Source organism: Paenarthrobacter sp. C1 (assembly GCF_049315185.1).
GTDB lineage: Bacteria > Actinomycetota > Actinomycetes > Actinomycetales > Micrococcaceae > Arthrobacter > Arthrobacter nicotinovorans.
Map to the genome: position 1 here is coordinate 2804837 of NZ_CP186052.1, position 21470 is coordinate 2826306.

Below are 21470 nucleotides of genomic sequence, written 5' to 3' on the forward strand. Positions count from 1 at the left end.
CACGACAGACAGGAAGGGAAAGATGAACGGGACCATCACGCTCGCGGCGCGGGCCCGGGCCGCGGCGACTGCCCGGGGCGGGCTGGTGTGCGTCCTGGCTCTGTCGCTGCTCGTGGCACTGGTTGTGCCGCTGCTGATGACGGTGTTCGCGCCATCGGCGCACGCTGCCGACGACGAGGACCGCGACAATTACTCGCTGTACCAGCTGGCGTCGAATGCCTCGACGTACTTCAGTCAGGAGAACTCCCCCGAAGGCAAGGACAAGCCCGAGGATCGGATGAACGAGGACTGGCGGGCGATCACCGCCGACCCGGCGACGGGCGGCGACATGCTCGGCTACGCCGACTCCGAATTCAGCCTCTTCAACGTAGTCGGCTGGCTCTTCGCCGAGGCGACGGGCTCCACGCAGACCATCGGGTACGACACGCTGAATGCGACAGCCAGCGGCAGCGGCAAGAACGTCTACTCCGGCATGGTGGACTACGCCCACTTCGGCGCGGCCAACGCCGACCTCGGCCTGGACACGATGTCCTCGGGCATCGGTGGACAGATCCTGTCGCTCATCGGCGGCGGCGCGATCTGGCTGCTCTACGCGATGGCGCTGGCCGTGGGCACGCTGTTCTATCTCATCATCCAGCTGCTGAAGGTGCTGAACCCGTTCATGTGGTTCTACCAGGCGGTCGCAGGCGTCGCGGACTCCGGCGGCAATACGAACAGCGCGCACCAGCAGGACCTCGCCGACGGGATGACCGGTGGCCAGGCCGGCGGCGGTGCCCTGGCGGGCCTGCAGCACTGGATCGCAAGCTGGTACGGCCTGCTGCAGTCCATCGCCTGGGAGGCGCTGGTCCCGCTCTTCATCGGATTCCTGATTATTGGCCTGGTGCTGTTCAAGAAGATGGACCGCGGCTCGGCGATCAAGAAGCTCGTCGTGCGCGTCGTCTTCATTGGCGTGGGCCTTCCGCTGATGGGTTCGATGTACACCGGCGTCCTGGACAAGTTCGATGACTCGCTGCTGGGCCAGCACGCCGGCCCGACCCGTGTGGTGCTCTCCACGTACGTGGACTTCGAGGCCTGGATGATGAACGACCGTCTCGGCGTTCCCGATGAGGCCGTTATCGCCTGGGACAACGGCCAGGCCAGCAACAACGCGATGATGTCGGTGCGCACGACGGCACTGGCGATCAACAAGCAGGCGCACGGTTCGACCTTCTGCGACATCAGCGTGGGCCCCGGTGCGACCAATGCCGAGACGGCCTGGAAGAACAGCCTGGTCGGCATGGAGGGCAGCCCGGCGGGCGACTTCAACGCCGTGGGCGAGACCTTCGGCATGCTCAACAGCTACATCTCGGGCCAGATTACATCGGCGTCGGACTTCGAGTCGGGCATCAAGAGCGCGATTACCAACCTGCCGGTCAACAGCGATGTGAAGAAGGAGTGGTTCATCGACAAGAAGTCCTACGGTGACAGCGACAACTTCGGCGGGCACGGCGAGTCGGACTACATCCCGACCAACCACCCGGTGCTGGCGGCCGGCGGCAAGGGCCTGACCTCCTCGAACCCGGGCGGGAACACGACGAGCTTCTCGACCCAGGGCACCAAGCACGGCTGTGGGTTCTCGGTCTGGGCGGACAACGCCCCGGTCTCCTGCAACATGTCGGCGCTGTCGGCGTACAACTACCTGAACACCGGCTTCGGCCCCGACTCGATGACGATGTACAGCTCGAACAACGTCACCAGCGGCCTGACCCGCGAGGACCACATGGCGGTCAGCCAGGTCGGCACGGGCCCGGCGAAGTTCATGTACTGGCAGAACGCCGGCGTCGTGTTGGGCAGCATGGTCCTGCTCGGCTTCTGGTACGCCATCGGCATGCTGGTGGGCGCGGTCAAGCGCACCTTCAGCCTCGTGGCCGCGGTGCCGTTCGCCACGCTGGGCGCGATCGCCGCGATCAGCAAGGTGATCGTCTACTCCGTCGCACTGATCCTCGAGGTGCTGGTGACGCTGTTCATCTACCAGTTCGTCTCGGAGCTGCTGATCTCCATCCCGGACATCATCTCCGGACCGGTGTCGGCCTGGGTGTCCCAGGACGGCCTGTGGGGCTCAGGCATGCTCGGCGGGATCATTGTGGTCATCCTGACCCTGATCTCCTCGCTGCTGATCATCGGCATCACCTTGGCGCTCCTGCGGGTGCGCAAGGTCGTGCTGCAGGCGATGGACGAGGTGTTCACCAAGCTCGTGGACAAGTTCCTCGAGACCAACACCGCACCGAAGCCGGACAAGAGCGGCATGCTCCCCGCGCTGGCTGCGGGAGCCGGGGCCGGAGCGGGCATGGCCATGGGTAACAAGCTCGCCTCCGGCGTCGGCGGCAAGCTCGGCGGCAGCGGGGCCACGAAGCCCGGCGGCACCCCCGGTGGCAGCAAGGGCTCGTCGACCAACGCCGGCGGCCTGAACGGTGAGCAGAAGTCGCTTGCTGCCGGGAAGGGCGCGCTGGCCCTGGCCGCCGGTCCGAACGACGGTCCGGAAGCCGGCCCCGACGGCGGCAGCCCCGCCGGCCCCGGTCCGGTTCCCGGCGGTGGTGGTGACAGCGGCGGCCGCGGCCCGTCCGCTGGTGGTCCCGAGGGTCCCGGCGACAAGGGCGGTCCTCTGCAGCTCACGGGCGGCAAGGCGGGGAGCTCCCGCTCCGACAAGGAGACTGCTCAGACCCTGAGCGGCAAGGGCGGCCTGTCGAACCTCGGCTACAGCACCGGCCAGGGTCCCTCCTCGCGGGGCGGCCAGGCCACCGGCGGCCAGACGAGCTTCGGGCTCGGCGGCGCGCAGGGTGCTCCTGGTACCGGGCAGCCGGGCCATGGCCAGGGTCAGGGCCAGAAGCGGGACGGGCTCACGGGCGGCACCGATAGCGGTGCGCACACCAGCCGTGGCCGCAAGGCGGACGCCGGCCAGTCGGCACCGACGCAGTTCGGCACCGGACAGCAGGCGGCTCCTGCCTCCTCGGGCCAGGGCCCGCGCTTCACCGCTGGCACCGTCGGGCCCGCGCAGGTGAACCCCGTCGTCGCAGCGGTCCCGGGGATTCCGGGCACCCGGGCGACGCGGGCCGCCGAAGGCCAGCAGCCGCAGGCCAACGCGGGTTCCGGCTCCCGTGCTGTGCAGGCAGGACCGGGTATCCCGCAGGCCAGCGGCAGCCAGCGCCGCAGCCCGCAGGCTCCGGTCCAGGCTCCGACCGGCCAGGGCAGTGCCCACCGGGCTCCGGTCCAGCCCCGCACCGGCGCTCCGGCGCAGGCGCAGGGCCAGTCCGGTCAGCGTCCGCAGGCCCCGGCTCCTGCTCCGGCTCCTACCCAGCCCCGTGTCGGTGGCCGGGTTACCGGAGGCGCTCAGGGCAGCCAGGGTGTCCAGCCGGCTCCACGCAGCGGACGTCGACCGGCACCGGCGGCTCAGGCTCCGAAGGCCCCGGCCCCGGCCCCGAAGCCGTCGCAGCCGGCTCCGGCCCAGCCGCGGCGGACGGCGGATCCGGCTCCGAAGCGCACGGACGATCCCGTGTCGCGGAGGAAGCCGGCTGAGGACCCGAAGAACTGATCGTTGGTGATGAGGGCGGCGCACTCCGACAAGGGGTGCGCCGCCCTTTGCCTGCCACGGGGGAAAGGATGGACCGGATGAATCTGCGAGGCAAGGCGCGCGACGAGTTTCCGCTGGGCTGGTGGCACTCGGGGCGCTGGTGGCTCGAGGGAGCGCGCGAGCTGGCGGTGAACTGCCTGGCCGCGATGGCTGCTGTGTTATTCCTGCGCGAGGCGCTGCGGCTGGTCCGCGATCGCGACAGCCCCGCTGATCTGGTGCGCCGGCGGGTGCCGACGGAGGGTTGGGCGGCAGGGCTCCTGCTCGGGTGCATGGCTTTGGGTAGTTCAACGGCCCTGGCGGCCGTGGCAGCACAGACGGGCTCCTCCGAACGGGGACTGGTCCAGGCGGCGGTCCTCATCGCCATCTTGTGGTGGCTGGCCAACGTGGTCGTTTCAGTAACTGCGCTTGCGGTGCTGGCCAGGTCGCGGGTCCGGCACCGGGACACCTGGGCCGAGATCGATTTCGTCGAGACATATGCGCCAAAGTACGGACGGCCGCCGGAGACGATCGAGGAGTACCGGGCGCTGCGCCTGAAGGGCGGACGGCTGTAGGACTCATACGGGACTGCCAGCCAGTCAGACACGAGAAGACCCCGTGGACGTGATGTCCACGGGGTCTTCTTTTCCCGTCGGGCGGCAATCGTACTGCAGCACCGGCCTCAATCCCTCCGGGGGCCCTTGTCGAAGATCCGCGAGATGCGGTCGATTCCCTCGGCGCTGAAGATGTCCGAGACGGCACCGGCGGTCCCGCTGCGCGGCAGCTCCGAGCGCAGGGTGAGCTTGGCATACCCCCTGGTCGGCCGGGACTCGATGACGTAGACGATCTCGTGCGAGACGAAGGCCGAAGTGGCCGAGTCCGGCTTCTTCTGGTGGGTAAGCACCCGGAAGCCGGCCCGGGTGCCGATGTAGTCGAAGAAGCGTGTGAGTTTCTCCTCCTCGAGCTGCCGCCGCTCCCCCGCGTTGCGGCCGGAGACTTCGATCAGCTGGATGTGCGTGCAGTCGACATCGTCCGTCGGCCGGCGGATGTCGTCGAAATCCCAGGTGGCTCTTGCTGCGCGCAGCTGCTCGTCGCTGGGGTACGCCACCCGCTCCTTGTAGTACCTGATCGGTCCGATGAGCGTCATGTCCGACCTCCTGCATCCTGTCTGGCGCGCGGGCGCATCCCGGGAGAGAAAAGGCAGAGCCCCGCGGACGCGTGGTCCACGGGGCTCCGGTGCTGCAGGTCGATCGGGGCAGTCAAGGGGTCAGCCTCCTTAGCCGCAGTACTTGGTCTTGACGGCCTTGCCCTGCTCGCTGTCGACGGGCACGAGCACGACGTCGTTGACGCCGTTGGAGAAGACGAACTCCATGGTCGACTTGTCCTTGCCGAAGCTGATCGAGCCGGTCTCGGTGGTGCTGCGGCCAGCCTCGGTCCAGTCCACGGAGGACTTGGACTCGTTGATCTTGCCGGTGCCGCGGACGGTGTAGGCGTCCTTGAGCTCGCCCTTCGCCGCGGCCGCCTTAGGGTCGTCGAGGACGGAGTTGATGGAGTGGCAGGCGAGGTCCTGGCGGCTCGCGGTGTCGAAGTAGGTGATCTGGTCACCGTCCACGACGACGATGTCGCCGTTCTGTCCTTCCGAGGTGGCGAAGTACCGCCCGTCCCCGCCGGAGCTGCTGCAGCCACTGAGCACGAGCGCGGCGCATGCCAGGGCTGCAGCGGTCGCGGCCAGCTTCGTCCGCGTCACGTGTGCGGTACTGGTGATGTCCATGGCCTTCTCGTCCTTCTGGTCGGTCCTGTCGTCCTGGCTCTGTGTCCAGGCAATGAGTGTTCGGAAGGTCCAGCGTCTCGGCTCCACAGTTCAGAACTGTTTCCCCGAGCCCCCGTTCCCAGGCCAAGCCCGGGAGCCGAAGCTGGACTATCCACGCCCGCCTGGACGGACGATCTGCTCAGCCGGGGCTGAGCAGGATTTCCACTCGTATACCTGTTTTCTCTACCAGTATGGCAGACCACGTACCACCTGTACCACCTTGCACATGTCAGTCAGGAGATGACAGGGACAACTCCAGACACAGAGAGCAGCACGCGGATCCCTGCGCGGAGAACACCTGCAGGACCCCGGCGTCGTGTCCGGTGTGCCACTCGGACCCGTCAGGGCCAGGGGTTACACCGCACGCGGGGAGGAGGTGACCGGGTGTGGAGTAGAGGTGGTGGACGGTGCAGGGGGCAGAAGCAGCTGGCATGTCCCCATTGTCGGACACTACGCCGTTTTGTGCCGAGCCGGCAGCGGACCAGGATCAGTCCGTTCCGGACGTTGTCGGAGCCCTTTTATAGCCTGGTGCCCAGGGGATCGAAAAACAGGACCAATGGTGATTCCCGGGAGCGAGGCGGCCGGCCGTAGCCGCCATCTTTGTGGGTCGCCTATTCGAATATGTGTTCTAAGGTTGTGTTATGTCCTCCGAAGAGTTCGCCGCTGCACTGCAAGCGCAGTATGCGCGGCGGGCCGGCCCGATCGGGCTGACCGTGGAAGAGCTCGACTTCGAACACTTCCCGACAAAGAACGGGTATCCCGGAATCCCCGTCAAGGCATGGATCCGGTTCCCGAACTGCGCCGAACTGGTGGACGGCGAGGTCTTCGCCTGGACAGCGAAAGCGGTCGAAGTGACATGGAAGGACGGGCCGGTGACGTACCGGACCTGGGTGTGGAGTTCGGCGGTTACCCGCCGGGAAGAAATGATGAACAGGAATCTTGAAGAGCGGACCCGTGGCAGCAACAGCATCAAATAGCAAACCTCTGGACGCTCCGGTGGAGGTCCGCTTCACGGCGAAGGGGGTTCCCCTGGCCGTCAGGCATGACGGCAGGATCTGGGCCGTGGCCGCGGAACCTGTGCACTGGTTCACCCGTGCCGACTGGTGGAACACCGCCAAGCGGGCACCGGTGGGCAGCGGCGACCTGATCAGCGTCGAACACTGGCAGGTTCAGGTCCGGTTGACGTCCACTTCGGCGCTGCGAACCTTCGAGCTGCGCCGCGACCCTTTGTCCGAGCAGTGGCTGCTGGCCGGGATCAGTGACACCGGGGCTGCCGCGGCCTGAGCCCGCTCCATCCCGTCGACTCATCCCCGAGTGTGACGATTCGACTCGTATCAGATTCCATTCGATTGATCCTCTGACTCATTAGTTGATAGAGTGCCGATAGGCATTCAAAGCACAGCTATCTGAGGCAGGCAGTCATGGCAGGACAGGTCACCACCGCTGAACGCGGTGTGGCTTTGTCTGCATCTGCCTCCCCGCGCAGGCCAGTGCAGATCTCGGCGGCAGCTGCAGCCGCGATCGCCCTCCGCCCGATCCCGGTGGAGGCCATCCAGGCCGGAGCCGCCGTGGCGGCCTCGGTGGCCATCCGGCGGGCGGGGGCAGCTGAGGCTGCCAAGCCTGCGCGCTTGGGTCGCCGTCGGGCCGCCTAGTCCCCGAGAGTCAGCTCCAGGACTGGCGTGAGCCCTTGACCCCGTGCTTGTTGCGGCGGTGGCTGGGCAGCCCGGGCAAAGGGAATTCCTGGCCGCACTCAGGACACGGCACTGGCTGCGGGTGCGCGTAGTTCATGTGGTGGCGCAGGTTGTTCCGGTAGCGGAACGTCCGGGGTTCTTCGCACTTGGGGCACTGGTAGCTGCCGTTCGAGGGCATGAGCGAGTACCCGCCCCCGCGGCGCGGCTCCTGGTCGTCAGCTTCGCCGAGATACCAGAAGCCGATCCGGCTCAGGTTCGTGCCCTGGGAGCCGAACATCCCCTTGACCGACCCGCGCTTTCCGTCGTCGGCGTAGACCACGACCTTGCGGAGGAAGGCCCTGATGATCGACTTCTGCTCTGTCTCGGAGAGCTCGAGGAACTCGGCCCCGCTGATGTCGGGGATCGCCCTCGGTCGCCCCTCGGTCTTCTCCGAGATCCGCATCTCGATCTGTCCCTTGAGGGCCTCCTCCTCACCGATGCGGTTCAGCAGTGCCGACATCGCGCTGGCCGGCGCGGTGTTGATCTGGGCCCGCAGGATCAGGATGGAGTCCCCCAGGGCATCAGCCTGTTCGTGGAGCTCGGACAACTCCGAGCTCGCGCTCCCTTCCGCGGCCTGGTTCAGCCTCTCGGCCTGCAGCTCCATCACCTCGGGGCTGTCGAGCGATCCGGCGACGACGTCGCGGATGAAGCGCTCCAGGGCTTCCCGGTTGATTGCAACGCCGGGGCAGTCAGCGCCGCGCATCCGTCCGTTGCACACGTACGATCCCGACTCACCCATCGACCTGTTGCTGGTCATCTTGGTGCCGCAGCCGGCGCAGTAGACGAGGCCGACCAGGGGAAGGCCTCCGGCGCGGGCCCGGGTCCGCTTGAGCGGTTGGGGTTTCATCAGCAGGCGCAGGGTTTCCCACTCGGCCTCCGTGCAGACCGCCTCATGACTCTTGACCGGACGCCCATCCTTGTCGATGACGATCTTGCGCGTGTCGCGGAAGTCCGGACCTGGGCCGCCGCTGCGTCCATCGGCCTTGGCCGTGAGGGAGTTGTATCCAGCCAGGAGCGGATGGCGCAGTAGGGAGGCGACGGCGCGGTATTGGAATGGCCGGCCCTCGCGGTTGGTCAGGCCCTGCTGGTTGAGCTCCCGGACGATCTCGGCGACGGAGAGTCCGTCGAGCCGCCATTCGACGATGCGGCGGACGGTCTTGCTCTCCTCCGGGTGCAGCTTCAGCGTCTTCACGCCGTCGGCGTTGCGCTGTTCGGGCCGCATCCAGCCGTACGGGGCAGGGCCGTTCCAGCCGCCCTTCTGGCGGATGTTCTCGGCGGTGCGCTTCAGCCGCTTGCTCGTGGTCGCCGCCTCGGTCTCCGCCAGGCCGCCGAGGACGGAGATCAGCAGGATGGTGTCGGGCGATCGAGGGGCGAACACGCGGTCATGGGTGTAGATCGTGACGTTGTGGCGGTTGCAGGTGTCGACGATGCGGGCGGTGTCCATCAACCGCCGTGCCAGTCGGTCGAGGTCCCGGACGTAGAGCGCCTTGACGTCGCCTTCGGCGAGGACCCCTTCGAGGCGGTCGCGCTCGGGGCGGTGCCGGTCACGGTAGGCACTGACGACTTCTTCGAAGATGTCGTGCTTGGCGACCGTGTGGTGGAGCTTCCGGCTCTCCGCCATGATCCAGGCACGCTGGTCGACGAGCGACGCGTTGCCCTCGGTGGGGTCTTTGGACCTGCGGATATAGGCAACGGCTCGCACCCGTAAAGCATACATTTTTAAGGGTGGTGACCCGCGTGGTCTGCGTATCGGTGTGATGATGGCCTCTGCAAGTGCTGCATTCCGCAAGGCTCGGCTTGGCCGACCACGTGGGTTGGACGCGTCAGTCGGCCAAAATATCGCCAAGCGTAGAACCTGCGCCTCGGAACATGGAAGGCATCCTTGTCCCTAACTATCAGCGAGTTTCATCGTTCCATTGCAGGTCGGGTACCCGGCGCAGCCGAAGAACCGGCCGTAGGGCCCTTTGCGTTCCCTCATCGTGTGTTTCTTGCATTTCGGGCAGACCACTGGGGTGATGTCGTCGCCTGTCGCGGATCGGATCTTGACGACACGATCTCCGACCAGCTCGAGGAGGAACGCTGATTCCCTACCGGCGCGCGTGACCAGGAGCGCTGAGCGCTTGGCACGGGTCAGTGCGACATAGAACAGGCGTCGTTCTTCTGCGTGTGGGTAGGAGTCAGGGGCGGACATGGCCAGTTGCAGGAGAGCATCATCCTCGACAATGCTGGGGAATCCGTTCCTCTCAAGGCCGAGCACAACGACGTAGTCTGCCTCCTTTCCTTTCGAGGCGTGCACGGTGTTGAACTCGATGGTCAGGTTGGCGTATCTGGCTTCCAGGGCCGAGGTGACATCGTCCTTGGACCGGGAGTACCGGCCGAGCAGCAGCACAGTGGCTGGCTCCGTGAGCTCTGAGTCAAGGGTTGTCAGGTGCTGCCGGACGGCCGATCCGTAGTGGCTGCGCTCCCGTACACTGACGGCGCATACGGTCTCGCCAGCCTCCGGCGCTGAAGATCGGACGTTCTTGGAGATTTGATTGGGGTTTTTCATCACGAACCCACCCGCGACATCGCACAGGGACTGCGGGGACCGGAAGGTGCGGTCCAGCCAGATGGTGGACGCTGTCCCGAACCAATTATCGAAGCGGGTCATCACACCGAGGTCTGAGCCCGCGAACCTGTTGATGGACTGCCAGTCGTCGCCGACCGCGTACAGGTAGTTTCCAGAAGTCTTCATCAGCGCCCGAACCAACGCCGCGCGTGCAGCGCTGGTGTCCTGCATCTCGTCGACCATGACGAGCCGGTATGGACTCGTCCACCGGCCCGACTCGACGTGATCGGTTGCGAGATTCAGCATGTCCTCGAAATCGATCTGGCCCGCAGCTCGGAGCTGACGGTCCCATTCGGCGAGGATGACGCCGTACAGGCGTGTGAAGAGCCTGGCCCGCAAGGTTCGGCCGGCCCGCTGCGTCAGCACGTCAGGGGTGAGGCGGTTGCCCTTCGCGTGGGCCATGAACGACCGCATCAGCGTCATCATGGCTGGTTCGGTGATCGGAGACTCCCCTACCGCCTCCCGGTAGGGGTCTTCCTCGAGTTGGATTCCGTGTCGGCGGAGCTCCTGTTCGAGGTGCTCGAACCCGGACCCGTCCCGGATGGTTGCCGAGGTTGTCTCGATAAGTCTTGTGCTGTATCGAGTGTGGGTCTGACGCCGCCACGCCATACTCTCGGCATACCCGTCAAAATTTGGCGGCGGGTTGCCGTCTGAACCGAGCGCCCAGTGCTCATGCCAGACGTCGATGTCCGGATAGTAGAAGTCCGGCTGATACTGACGGTGGTGCGCGTCCGCAACGTCGTGCGCGTAGGGTCGCTCGTATTCGTATCGGACGCCGTTCAGGAAGAGCCAGTTTGCGATCATCACCTCTTCCTGGCTCTTAACGACCTCCCCTGCGAGAGTGCCGAAGCCGTTAATACCTTTGTTCCTGTCCCACGTCTCAGGCTCGTCTTCGTCCCCGAGGTCCGGCAGTTGCCTGCCGAACACGAGCCGGAAAAGGTCCCAGTCACGCCGGAAGGCCGGGTCCCGGTCACGGAGCCCATCAACGATCGCCGCGAGCCGCCCGATCCCGTTGCCATTGGTGATGTCATCGGGGACTGAAGGTTTTCGACCGGTGGCTTCACCGACGACTCGCAGTCCGAAGGCGTGAAAAGTGCTCGACGCTACCGACGCACCGTCATCGCCGAGGCGGGAGACAAGCCGCTCCGAGAGCTCACCGGCTGCCTTCTTGTTGAATGCGAGGGCAAGGATCTCCGTCGGCTGGGCGATGCCACGCCGGATCGCATACCCGGCGCGGGCTACCATCGTCGACGTCTTCCCGGAGCCCGCGGCCGCGATAACACGCACCCGGTTGTCGAAGCAGACCGTCGCCCTCGTCTGCTCTTCCGTCAACGGCGACTTCTCGACCTTGCGGAAGAAGTCGGCAAGGTCGTTTTTCTCCCACTCCAGGAACGCCTCGTTGCGCTGGGCAGCCCACCTTGACAAGTCAGTGGTGCAGCAGGCGTCGACTGCGGCACGCTGGTCCTCACGTTTGCCCCTGGGAAGCCCGGAGAGCCGCGGATCGCTGTCGGCAGCCAGCCACACAGCGACGTCCGGACGGGAGTCCGCGAGCGCGGCGATCGTGTCCTGGTCCGCCCACCGTAGTCGGTCCATCACATCCCGGACCCGGGACCACCACAGGCCGGCCGCCTCGCCCTGCTCCTCAGCCTTTGAGAGCAGGGCGGCGAGATGCCGTCGCTCATCGAGCTCGGAGCGGTACGCAGCGGCAACCTCACGCACCGCGCGACGAGACAGCCCATTGAGCACCGTCTCCGTCCCGTGGACGAGAGTGACGATGAGCTGCCCTGAGCCTTCATCGACTGCGAGTCTGAGGACGTCGATGACATCAGCGTCCACCTCCCGGGGGATTCCGCAGACGCGCAGGCGGCCCTCACGGATCGACAGCACCCATGACCCGGCACCTCTGAACGCGCGTGCCCACCAACCCGGCTTCCACTCCGTCATGCTTCCCCCGACTCACACACGTCTTCAAAAGGAGACTATTTGCCCTCTTTCCACGGTATCAGCGAGGAATTGTGTGTCGTCGAGTGCGTTCACCGGGTTCGTGCTGATCCGCAGGTACTGGACTCGGCGGGCTTGCCCGTCAACCCTTCGATGGCATGGTGGAGGTGGACCTCCCCATCATGGAAGGATATGGCAGAGGTCTTGGGAGAAGGAACGGGTTGTGAGCACCACACACGAAGAAGTGAAAGCCGACCACGGGGCGAAAACGAAACGGCCGCTCGTCCGCGTTGAGCCGCAAAGCCACCGTGACGACGGGTCGCCCATCGCAGGTGAAGGTCAGGCGTATGTGACCCGGTCGGGCAAGCTGTTCCACACTCAATGGTGTGGGATCATGGACGGCCACTGGCGCGCCACCAATGGAGGCATCTACTTGACCATGCTTGCGGATGTGGGCCTGCGGGGACGTTGCCCGCAATGCGACCAGGACCCTGCAGAGAAGAAGCGCTCCAAATTGGAGCGTGCGGAGAAGCGGGCAGAGAGGCTGCGACTCAAAGAAGAAGCGAAAGCTGAGCACCGGGCAAAGGAACGGCCGCTCGTTCGCGTTGAGCCGCAAAGCCACCGTGACGACGGGTCACCTGTGGCAGGTTACGGACAGGTGTACGTCACACGAACCGGGAAACTGTTCCACACTCAGTGGTGCTCGATCATGGATGGTCAGTGGCGATCCGGCCAAAGAGGCATCTATGTGACCATGATGGCTGATGTGGGCCCGAGGGGACGCTGCACGCAATGCGACAGGCACCCTGAAGTGATGAAGCGCTCCAAATTCGAGCAGGCAGAATTGCGGCGACTCAACCAGGAACTGGATCAACTGGGCAGGACCATAGCGCGAACCCTCGTGGTGAAGGGACCGGAGGGGGTCAACACATTGGGCCCTCAAGTGATCCGGTTCAGGGAAACCGAGGCAGAGCTGACTGCATTGTCCGGTCGCGTCGGGGGCTCGTTTCCGTACTCATACGAAGCTCCGAACTCGTAGCTATTCCTTCATCGGACGACATCGGCCGGCTGCGAAGCTGGCGCGGGCGGTTTCGAGATTCGACCAAGTTTGTCGTGGCTTCGCTGTGCTTCAGCCGGCGATTCCGAGTTTGCCGGCTCGCCCGCCCTTGATGCCATGGTCCTTGCCGTAGCGCCACAGGATGGCGTCCATGATGCGCAGTTCGGAAATGGGTGTGTGGACCGTAGAAAGCTTGTGAATGCGCCCCAATCGTCCAGCAAGGTCGGGGTCTTTCATGAAGAGATTGTGCCAATTCAGCCATTGGCCTTCAGAGGTGTCTTTGCCCACGACTGCCCCAATTACTTTGTCCCAGATGGGGATGAGATGCGGTCGCTTCCTCGCCATGATCTTGCTGGCTGTGGTGGCCCCGACATCCCAGCGCGTTTTGGGTGTGCGTCTCAGCTCCTGCCAGAGCAGCCATGAGGGGCTGCCCTCCCCGAGAGTGGCTTCCGCTTCCGCGACCGTGAGGTCGCTCATCTTCACGTCGGTGGGTATATCAGCCAGGAGATCCTGTATTTTCCCCGCCAACAGCTCCTCCTGCAGTCCGATGATGGCCTGGGCCGGCACTTTGACGCTGAGCATGGACACGGCGACAGCGTCGCTGTCGGTGATCCTGTCCCTCACCTGCGGGTTGTCGCCGCGGTTCGCCCATTCATCAAAGTAACTGCCGGTACTGAGCAGCCCCGTCTTTCTGGACGGTTCAAGGTAGTAGCGCCGGAGCAGTTCGGCTGCGGCTTCGACGTTCTCTTCTTTCAGGATGGCTGGTAGTTCCATGAATCCCCCTATGGCTTCAATCCGCGGACTATGACCCTGACTGACCCTGCGACGTCGCTGGGTAGTCAGTCTGTATGGCGAACCTCAATCCCGGGGTGGTTCTCCATGACCCAAGCGGCCATCCGACGGTTCCGTGCCGCGATGAACTCCAGCGTGGCCTCCCGGTACGTTACGTACTCGTCTTTTGTGGCCGGCATCCCGGAACGCTTGAAGTTGTCGAAGGGAAGGTAGAACCGAACCTCTTCGTAGTCGGGCGTCACGAGGTCTTGAAAGTGGAAGAAGTCCACGAACTCCTTGAATCCGTCGAAGAACGCAAAGAAGTCCGCGTACGCGTTGATGACATTGGCCAGTGGGCTCTCCGGTTCTCCTGCGTAATGACGCCGGATGCACTCCAGGGTCAGATCCATCCGGTCGGCGATGAGCGACCTGAGCCCCCTCGCCTGGTTCATCGTGGGTCGGTCCTTCTTCCTGACGGGCCAGATCATCGCACTGCCGATGGTGTACGGCGGCTTCAGGTAGCGGGCCCGCTGCTCCTCATTCAGCGAGGCGATGGCGTTCGCCAGAGACGCCGTACGTGCCCGGCCGGTGTAGGAGTGGGTGATGGCGTCACTGCCGTACCAATGCATCGCTCTGGAGGGGTCGGTGAAGATGAGGTAGCCGTCCGTACGCTTCGGCGGCGCGGTCGGTTCGAACAGGACGCCGGAGTTCAGCGTCTTGGTCCACAGCAGCTCGTGGTCCGCCCGGAGATTCGGACTGCCACTGTCCGGGTCAGTCCCTGGAGGGGTGTCGGTCATGTAGTTGAACGAAGTATCGAAGACGCGCGGCTGTTGCTGCTGCGGGTATTCCGGATCACTCAAGGTTCCCCCAAAGACCAGAGTTATAAGACGAACGAACCGGTGGTTGGGTCCGCAAATGTCGCGGCCATCGGCTCTGTCCCAGACTAGGTGTCACTTCCTGATATTGAAACCCCACGTGTGCGACTGACTCTCGGCAATGCTCATGTTCCCTGGGGTTCTGATTGTGTGCCCATGCAGCCGCTTTTTTATGGAATTCTTCCCGTGTCCTGTACGTTGCAGGATCGGTAATCCCCATCAACAGAGAAGAGATGCACCTCCGTGGCAACCGATTACGATGAACTGCGCACCGACGTCAAGGAATCCCAGGAAAACTCCCTGGAGGCCCTGAAGTCCGCCAAAGCCCCGGATGCGAAATCCGTGGTTCAGGAGCTCGACGAGGCTGACGCCCTGGACGGCCTGACCCCTGGCGGGGAGTTCATTGCCGAAGAGCTGGTCGTCCAGGTCATCCCGCAGGCTGACGATGAGTTCACCTGCTGGTCCTGCTTCCTGGTCCGCCACCGTTCGCAGAAGGCCCGCGAGAAGGACGGCCATGCCTACTGCGTCGAATGCGAAGGCTGAGCGGTTTTGGCCGGCTGTTCCGGAGCATATCTGGAACAGCATCCGCGAAGAATTCACCCTGCCGACAGCGGCAGACCTGGAGACGCATTTCCAATCCCTCGGCGACCCGGAGGCCATGCGCCGGGCAGTTCGGGTATTCTTATCCGGACTAGTGGGGCTGGGGACGCCCAGGCTTAGGTCTTTGTGGACTTTCGCGCCGGCTCCTTTTCACGCTCGTGGCCGTGGTGCTCGAAAGTTTGCCGCTGTTACGCTGTCAGCACGACCACAACGATGTGTTGGCGAAAGCGAATCGCAATGAAGCCTTGGATTCATCCGCAGGAGAGGCGCTCCAGGATTTTTTGGTGGGTCCAAATCACTATTGGTGTCATCGCATTGATCGTGGGGCCCATCTTTCTACTACGCGAGCCGACGCGGGACCATCTCTTCATTGCCGCAGCCCTGGTACTCATCGGTGGTAGTGCGCTTTCCTCTCAATAAGGCAGATGAGGAAGCTTCCGGAGGAGTACAGGTACGAAGCAGAAGAGGAAGACAGCAACAACGACCCGAGGTGACCGGTTCAGTGGATGTTGTCATCCGTCGTTTGTTTCTTGATAGTCCTGATTCGCGGGGTTCCGAGTTCGACTACTTCCGTCCCGTGGTGGTTCTGCAGCTTATACATTTGGGCGAGTTTTAGATCGGCACTTTTGAGGGTAACGCGCAGTCCTTCGGCATCGCCGAGCCAGCCGTGTTGTTCGGCTTCGGTGATGCGTTCTTCGAGGTTGTCGATGATGTCTTGGAGACGGCTAATTTGGGTTGGGTCGGGTCGGAGGAGGGCGCAGCGGAGGCAGGCGTGTTCGTGTTGGCAGCCGGTGCCGTAGGCGCGTCCGCAGCTGCCTAGGCTGAGTTTGCGCTGCACGAAGTGGGCTTCAAATTCGTCCCATTCGGCGGCGGTTGGTTCGCGGTATTCTTCGGTGGGCCGAATGACCCGTCGCCTTTCGATGAAGGTGCGGTGGTGCCGGATGACGTCCCTGGGATAAATCGCTGCGTATCCCTGAGTCGTCGCCAGACTGGCGTGCCCCATCAGCACCTGCACGATGTGTGGAGGCAGGCCGCTGGCAAGTGCCTCGGTCGCGAAGATGCGACGGAAATCGTGCGGGGTGAACCTCACCTCGACACCGCTGACCTTGATCTGTGCGCGTCCCGCCAAGTCATTGAGCAGCGTGGAGACGGTGGCCGTCGTCATCACCTTCGGCGGTCCGGCGCCACGGCGGCGGACGAACAGGTGCGGAAGAGGTGAGCTCAGCACTTTCTCAGCTGAGTCCCATCGCTGTGTCAGCGGTGCACCACCCGTGTCCTTGGTGACACGCGAAAGCACTCGGTAGAGCACGTGCACGAGCTCGGGGCCTGCCACCATCAGACGCTCGGTATCGGTCTTGCTCGGAGCGAAGTGCAGCAGCGGTATGGTCTCCCCGGCCCCTGGAACCTTATAGGGCTGGATGCTCATGTGCACCAACTCGAGGACTTCTTCGATCCGTGCACCGGTGTGTCGAAGTGTCTCAACAAGCGCCCAAGTCCAGAAGGCGTTGTCCTCTTCAAAGGACAGGTCCCGGTCCTTTCCATTGTGCCGAATCCGGACATGCGCATGTTCACTGCTCTGGAAGACTTCCCAAGCCTCGCCGTCCATGTCGATAGTTTGGCCGGCGCCGGCCATCTTGGCATCCGCCAGGGTTGCTTCTGCTGCGCGGAGGGCCTGTTCGGCAGCCTCCACCAGACGGGGCAACACGGGAGCCAGTTCACGGGTGCGCTGCTGCATCGTTGCGATGGTCGCGCGCCGGTGCTTCACGTAACCGCGGGTTTCGGCGAAGGTTATGGGGCTTGGGGCGACCCATTGCGCCCAGAAGGCATCTTCGAGTGCCCATTGGCTGATGTCGAGATAGAACGCGCGGACGGAGAAGAAGACGCTGTAAACTTCCCGGCGCGGCGAGCCGTCGGCCTTGACTTTGACCCTGGCTTTCCAGCCAGCAGCCTGCTTCGGAGTCAGTGCGAAGCTGCGTTGGCCTGGGTAGTGCTTGACGATGTCGGCGAAGAAGAGGCCGGCCAGATACCTGCCCAAAGCACAGAGCGAGGCGTAGTCGAGGCCAGCCGACCGGACCTGAAGATAGCGGATGAGTGGTTCCCGGCAGGGGCCGGTGATGTCGTAGTAGTCGACCATCTCATCCACCGTTTTCGGTCCGACGCGGAGCCGTGTGGGCATGGTCCCGGAATCGTGTCTGATCCATCCCAGCCCGTGCAGCACGGGCCATACGGCGGTCAGCCCGCTGCGGCTGACGTCGATCAGCTTCCCGGGAAGCTGGGTAGTCAGGTCGAGGATGTCTTCGGCTGTGAGCTGGCGGATCGATTTGCCTGTATGGGCCTGAATGCGACCTAAGGTGAGGATCCCGCTAGTGGCCTGGGCCGGTGAAGCCTTCGCATGGACGAGGGCCTTTTCGAGTTCAGCGGTGTGGGCGGGATCCCGGAACCGGCTGAGTGCTTTCCAGAAGGCAAAGCGCTGACCCGCGATCCACCGGTGGGACGGGCGCATGACGTCCAGAGCCAGCAGCGGTCCCATCACCGCATTGAGTCCTTCGACCTCGTTGCGATTCTTCGTGTTCTTGCTTGAACCGCCGGCTATTCTGAGCCGCCACGTCAGAGCGTCATGCCCGACCTGGCCCTCGAACAGCGCCCAGCGGTCCTGCCAGGTTTCACCCGGCAACTGCCTCAAATGACCGAGTAAGCGCCGAATGCGCGCCCTGTGCTCATGCACCTGTGGCCAGTACGGGCTGCAGTCCTCAAGACGGTTGATGATGTCCTCAATGCTGGCGCTGGTCAGCGGGCCAGGCGGGATGGGCGGCAGTGCAGGCGGTTGTTGTTCCTGTGGTGGCGGCGTGTGGTCATTCCAGCTTCGTCGTGCGGTCTGGATCTTATTGATGGGCGGAGTTGTCACTGGTTCCCCCAAAGCACGCGCAACTCATCGGGGTTATAGGGCTGACCGGCCGGTGAACTGTCAGCGGCAGGGGAAGTCCTGCTGCTCAGATGGGCCCGGTAATGCTCGATGACTTCCTCCATATGCGGAACCGCATAGACCGTGGTCGTAGTCAGCGACTGGTGACCCAGTAACTCCTGGACTTCGTGAAGGCCCATCCCGCCCTCGAGCGCTCGGATCGCGAACGTGTGCCGCAGATCGTGCAGCGTCCAGTTCGAACCGAGCAGGTCGTTGCAGCGTCTCAGTACGGCGCGCATGGCTTCGTAGGTCAGAGGACGGGGCTCGCCCCGCAGCGTGAGCCAAACCGGTTCATCCGGGCCGGCGACGCCTCCTTCGAGCTGATAGAGCCGAAGCCATACGAAAGCATCAGGCGCAGCGGGCAACCATTGCATCTGGCCACCTTTGCGGGAAACGCCGATCAGCTGGTCACCCACGTTGACCCGGTCACCCGTGAGCCCGAGCAGCTCGCTCGCCCGCGCACCGCTGCTGACATAAAAAGCCACCAACGCCCGGTCCCTGTTAGACCGCAAACGCCGGAACAGATCATTGAACTTTCCATCCGGAATTGATCGCGGCACCCGGTGCGCCTCGCGCTGACGCAAGGGCTGGCGCCGCACCGGGGCAAACTCCCGCTGAGGATCATGATGCGCATGGGCTCGCCCGCGGCGCAGCTCGAAAGGATTCACGATGGGCCCTTCACCCATCCGAAGCTGGAAAGCGTAAAACTCCTTACACACCGTCGTCGTGTGGTTGATCGTCGAAGGTGAGTACCGCATTCCGAGATGCCTCTTTCCCGTGACAAGGTTCCGGCTCCCCCGCCGTTGCGGGACGCTACGATTCCCGACGAACTTCTCGGCCTGGCGCGCCCACAACACGAAATCACGCGCTTCAAGGGACGTTGCCTGCTCCCAGCTGACCCCGGCGGCCCATAAAAATCGAAGGAACCGAAGCAACGACAAGGCATAGGTTCGTACCGTTTGAGTCGAACGGTCCGACGCTGCCAGCTCAAGCAGATACTCCGTGGCAGGAGCGAACTCCTCGCCCAACGCGTCGAGGACCACGAACCCAGGAACACCGGAGCGAGGAATCACCCGCCCGACGTTCGCGACGGTCAGTCCCTCCGCTCGATGCCGATCCCCACTGCGATCCGAGACATCCATGACCAAAGCATGACGCTGACAGGGCTCGTCCCAGGCCGGCGACACGCGCCGTTAACCATCGACTTAGTCCGGTAAACAGATCATCGGCGAGGGAACCTTCTGCCCGGGCTTCCAGCTCAAAGATGGGCTTTTCCACGAACCTGTGCTGCGTCTCTTTGATCAGGCGATGATCCTGAAGATTCCTCATAACGTGTTCGCCGCCTGGATGGTCAGCCCGCTGCCGGCAGAAACCCGTTCCCGGCCAGTGGACATACTGGGCAGCATGACGCTGCTCCAGAGCTCCTTGGTCGCCTTTGGTGACAGGTACCGGCCGGCCGAAAAGCGCAACTAGCGGCTTGGCTCTGCCGTATCCGAAGTCAGATGGCTTCGTGGAGGGCATGGATAAATGGCTGCACATGTACCCGACCTAGCGGGCATCCTGCCCGCGGTCCAGAATCTGACGAACCTCGCGAAAAGCTTCGAAACGGCGGTTGGCACGGGCTTCCCGAACTGTCGGATCAGGGTCTCTGAGTGCCGTCCTGCCGGGGTGGTAGGTTTCCACTGCTGCATATCGGGCAGCGACACGGGGGTGTTTGCGGGCGAACCGCTTCCACAGGGTCTGCGCTTCGCCGCCTTGGAGGAGTACAACTTCGAGCTTTGGCATCAAGTCGATCAACCGGGCCAAAGGGTTCAGCCCTTCCGTGATCTGCGGGCTCCTCAGACCGCTGGACTGATCGTGGCGGTACCACGGGTAGGCGTTCCAAGGGGTCAGGTCAGCAGGCGTCAGGTCCACCGAGGCGAGCAGTTGGCATTGGAGGGCTGCGGAATCGTCGTCGTTCTCCACGCACAGCATTCCGGAGCCCATGGTCTCGTGGGTCATCGGCCCGGGATCACGCAAAATGCTCAGGATCCGGGCCTCCGAGCCCCCATGAAGAGGCGCGACGTACGGCACCCACCCCCGGCCGGTCGAAGGCTCAGGCTCCCGGAGGGACTCGACCAGCTGGTTCACTGCAGTGACGTGTGGAAGGTGCACACCGGCGAACTGCTCAGCTTTGAAGGCCGCGTCCCTCATCTGTTTGACCATCCTTGGATACTAGCCGCCGTCCAGCCCCATCCCGGTCCGTGGCATTGTCGTGTTTCCGCCCTCACGGGACCGCTAGGACAAGCCACCCGGAACGGACGCTGCACCAGTGAGATACTTAGGGGCATCCAGGAAGCCGCCTACGAAGCGACAAGATCTTAGTGTTCCGGCTAGCCGCCAAATGTAGAAAGTCAGGCCTGCAAGGGTTCGTCGCAGGCTTTGCAGGCCTTCCGGCCGCCAACACCGGTCTCCTCGACGACCAGAAGCCGTTTCGGGTTTTCGTCCCAGACATTGCCCACTGAGTTACACCAGGCCGGGTGATAGACCTTTCCCGAGCTCACCGCGTAAACCTGGCCCGGGCCTACCCTGGGTGAACCATCGCTACGGCGCGACGCTGGTTCAACCGCGTGCAGCTCCCCCAATTCCTTGGACTCCTGCTTGGCTTTTGCTGCCGCCCGCCAGGCACGGCGTGGACGTGGTGTCATCTATTGATCAGTTTCTGTCGGGGCCGAATTGTCGTGTCATCAGCGCGTCCTTGTAGTGCGACTCCGCTGAATCCACTTTCGTGGAAGGTGTGCTGGGTCCGAAAACGCTCAAAGGTTGAAGACAAAGTGCCGGGCGTGGTCTGTCTTTGTAGTCTCTCCGGCTGCATTGTCGTAGGCAAGTTCGCGGAGAGCGACGTTTCCGCCGTGACCATCGCCAGCGTAGCTCGTCCACCGACCGAGGACACGCTCAGCCCCGTCCGCCTTCCCGATGTATTGCTTACCGTTGGTGGAGTCGGTGATGAGAGAGCAGCATCGGCCTGGTGCGGAGCAATCATGGAAGATCAACGGCACACCTCAACCCTTCATGCCAGCCAGTGCCTCGTAAGCCGACCGAAACTTCGCCGTCACGTCGATCCCACTGCGGCGCGCCCGAACCATCGGAAGTCTCGGACCACGGGCGTGAGGGCTGACGAGATTCCGGAGCTCTTCGCCCGTAAACTCCAGCGCCCAATCCAACGCGTTCGTTTCCCGGTCGAATCTAATGCACAGAGCCAGATCGATGTCGAGCGAGTCGAACTGGAACATGCGGTCCACTCCCCTCGGCAACGTACGCGTCTTCACCTGGATCTTGCGATCCAGCGCGTCAGTTAGGTCGTATCCCTTCGTCCCAGGGGGCGCAAGGACGCCACCGTAGACCGCCAGCGCCAGAGCTTCGCCGACCTCACCTTGAATACTGCCGGATGTGCGGGAGACACCGCGGCGAATAATCTCCTGTCCGATGCGCGATTGCAGTTGGAGCAGCTCAGAAAGAGTAAGTGCGCTCAAGTCAGGAATCGTCACGGGATC

General features: G+C 63.9%; 19 protein-coding genes. 8 read left to right on the forward strand and 11 right to left on the reverse strand.

The genetic code is table 11. The annotated features are described in order from the left end of the window. Positions 1-22: 22 nt before the first annotated feature. Positions 23-3568 carry a hypothetical protein gene (locus ACNAOU_RS13210; protein ID WP_285247726.1) on the forward strand — a complete coding sequence of 1182 codons (3546 nt, stop codon included), beginning with the start codon at positions 23-25 and terminating at the stop codon, positions 3566-3568. Positions 3569-3636: 68 nt separating this feature from the next. After that, the gene (locus ACNAOU_RS13215) at positions 3637-4158 is read left to right on the forward strand and encodes a hypothetical protein (protein ID WP_422757063.1); all 522 of its coding nucleotides are present in this window, start codon (positions 3637-3639) and stop codon (positions 4156-4158) included. Positions 4159-4265: 107 nt separating this feature from the next. Here the strand turns inward: ACNAOU_RS13215 and ACNAOU_RS13220 are convergent, their stop codons facing one another. Together ACNAOU_RS13220 and ACNAOU_RS13225 are read right to left on the reverse strand one after the other, a co-directional pair. Next, positions 4266-4730, reverse strand: coding sequence for a hypothetical protein (locus tag ACNAOU_RS13220; protein WP_133830799.1), 465 nt, complete (start codon positions 4728-4730; stop codon positions 4266-4268). A 129-nt stretch (positions 4731-4859) separates the two neighbouring features. Continuing rightward, on the reverse strand, positions 4860-5441 hold the full coding sequence (locus ACNAOU_RS13225; RefSeq protein ID WP_284975257.1) for a hypothetical protein: 582 nt from the start codon (positions 5439-5441) through the stop codon (positions 4860-4862). A 593-nt stretch (positions 5442-6034) separates the two neighbouring features. Between ACNAOU_RS13225 and ACNAOU_RS13230 the strand changes: the two genes are divergently transcribed. The 3 genes from ACNAOU_RS13230 (at position 6035) to ACNAOU_RS13240 (ending at position 7045) form a co-directional block, all read left to right on the forward strand. Continuing rightward, positions 6035-6370 carry a hypothetical protein gene (locus ACNAOU_RS13230; RefSeq protein ID WP_133830801.1) on the forward strand — a complete coding sequence of 112 codons (336 nt, stop codon included), beginning with the start codon at positions 6035-6037 and terminating at the stop codon, positions 6368-6370. Next, complete coding sequence (locus tag ACNAOU_RS13235; protein WP_374111515.1) at positions 6348-6677, forward strand: hypothetical protein; 330 nt, start codon at positions 6348-6350, stop codon at positions 6675-6677. The genes ACNAOU_RS13230 and ACNAOU_RS13235 overlap by 23 nt, the downstream gene beginning before the upstream one ends. A 137-nt stretch (positions 6678-6814) precedes the next feature. Next, the gene (locus ACNAOU_RS13240; RefSeq protein ID WP_133830802.1) at positions 6815-7045 is read left to right on the forward strand and encodes a hypothetical protein; all 231 of its coding nucleotides are present in this window, start codon (positions 6815-6817) and stop codon (positions 7043-7045) included. 10 nt (positions 7046-7055) lie between these two features. Here the strand turns inward: ACNAOU_RS13240 and ACNAOU_RS13245 are convergent, their stop codons facing one another. Together ACNAOU_RS13245 and ACNAOU_RS13250 are read right to left on the reverse strand one after the other, a co-directional pair. Further along, positions 7056-8825: a recombinase family protein gene (locus tag ACNAOU_RS13245; protein WP_166651674.1), complete on the reverse strand. Its 1770-nt coding sequence runs from the start codon at positions 8823-8825 to the stop codon at positions 7056-7058. 186 nt (positions 8826-9011) lie between these two features. Further along, the gene (locus ACNAOU_RS13250) at positions 9012-11675 is read right to left on the reverse strand and encodes a UvrD-helicase domain-containing protein (protein WP_284975256.1); all 2664 of its coding nucleotides are present in this window, start codon (positions 11673-11675) and stop codon (positions 9012-9014) included. A 220-nt stretch (positions 11676-11895) separates the two neighbouring features. On the opposite strand from ACNAOU_RS13250, the gene ACNAOU_RS13255 reads away from it, so the two are divergent. After that, a complete protein-coding gene (locus ACNAOU_RS13255) occupies positions 11896-12711 on the forward strand; it encodes a hypothetical protein (RefSeq protein ID WP_243835338.1) in 816 nt (271 codons plus the stop codon). A gap of 90 nt (positions 12712-12801) precedes the next feature. On the opposite strand, the gene ACNAOU_RS13260 is transcribed toward ACNAOU_RS13255, so the two are convergent. Then, the gene (locus ACNAOU_RS13260) at positions 12802-13503 is read right to left on the reverse strand and encodes a DUF6308 family protein (protein WP_284975255.1); all 702 of its coding nucleotides are present in this window, start codon (positions 13501-13503) and stop codon (positions 12802-12804) included. A gap of 65 nt (positions 13504-13568) precedes the next feature. Next, positions 13569-14360, reverse strand: coding sequence for a DUF6994 family protein (locus ACNAOU_RS13265; protein ID WP_284975254.1), 792 nt, complete (start codon positions 14358-14360; stop codon positions 13569-13571). A gap of 258 nt (positions 14361-14618) precedes the next feature. Here ACNAOU_RS13265 and ACNAOU_RS13270 point away from each other — a divergent pair, with 258 nt between their 5' ends. Beyond that, a complete protein-coding gene (locus ACNAOU_RS13270; protein WP_133830806.1) occupies positions 14619-14918 on the forward strand; it encodes a DUF4193 domain-containing protein in 300 nt (99 codons plus the stop codon). Positions 14919-15474: 556 nt separating this feature from the next. On the opposite strand, the gene ACNAOU_RS13275 is transcribed toward ACNAOU_RS13270, so the two are convergent. Next, entirely contained in the window at positions 15475-17880 is a 2406-nt protein-coding gene (locus tag ACNAOU_RS13275) for a tyrosine-type recombinase/integrase (protein WP_422757064.1), read from the reverse strand. Beyond that, entirely contained in the window at positions 17877-19079 is a 1203-nt protein-coding gene (locus ACNAOU_RS13280) for a tyrosine-type recombinase/integrase (protein ID WP_422757065.1), read from the reverse strand. Before ACNAOU_RS13280 ends, ACNAOU_RS13275 begins: the two co-directional genes overlap by 4 nt. A gap of 166 nt (positions 19080-19245) precedes the next feature. On the opposite strand from ACNAOU_RS13280, the gene ACNAOU_RS13285 reads away from it, so the two are divergent. After that, positions 19246-19410 carry a hypothetical protein gene (locus tag ACNAOU_RS13285; protein ID WP_422757066.1) on the forward strand — a complete coding sequence of 55 codons (165 nt, stop codon included), beginning with the start codon at positions 19246-19248 and terminating at the stop codon, positions 19408-19410. Between the two features lie 75 nt (positions 19411-19485). On the opposite strand, the gene ACNAOU_RS13290 is transcribed toward ACNAOU_RS13285, so the two are convergent. The 3 genes from ACNAOU_RS13290 to ACNAOU_RS13300 all read right to left on the reverse strand — a co-directional run bounded on the left by ACNAOU_RS13290 (position 19486) and on the right by ACNAOU_RS13300 (position 21464). Next, the gene (locus ACNAOU_RS13290; RefSeq protein ID WP_133830808.1) at positions 19486-20142 is read right to left on the reverse strand and encodes a uracil-DNA glycosylase; all 657 of its coding nucleotides are present in this window, start codon (positions 20140-20142) and stop codon (positions 19486-19488) included. 188 nt (positions 20143-20330) lie between these two features. Then, positions 20331-20624, reverse strand: a complete 294-nt coding sequence (locus tag ACNAOU_RS13295) for a hypothetical protein (protein ID WP_284975253.1) — start codon at positions 20622-20624, stop codon at positions 20331-20333. Between the two features lie 354 nt (positions 20625-20978). Continuing rightward, on the reverse strand, positions 20979-21464 hold the full coding sequence (locus tag ACNAOU_RS13300) for a hypothetical protein (RefSeq protein WP_133830809.1): 486 nt from the start codon (positions 21462-21464) through the stop codon (positions 20979-20981). Positions 21465-21470: the final 6 nt, after the last annotated feature.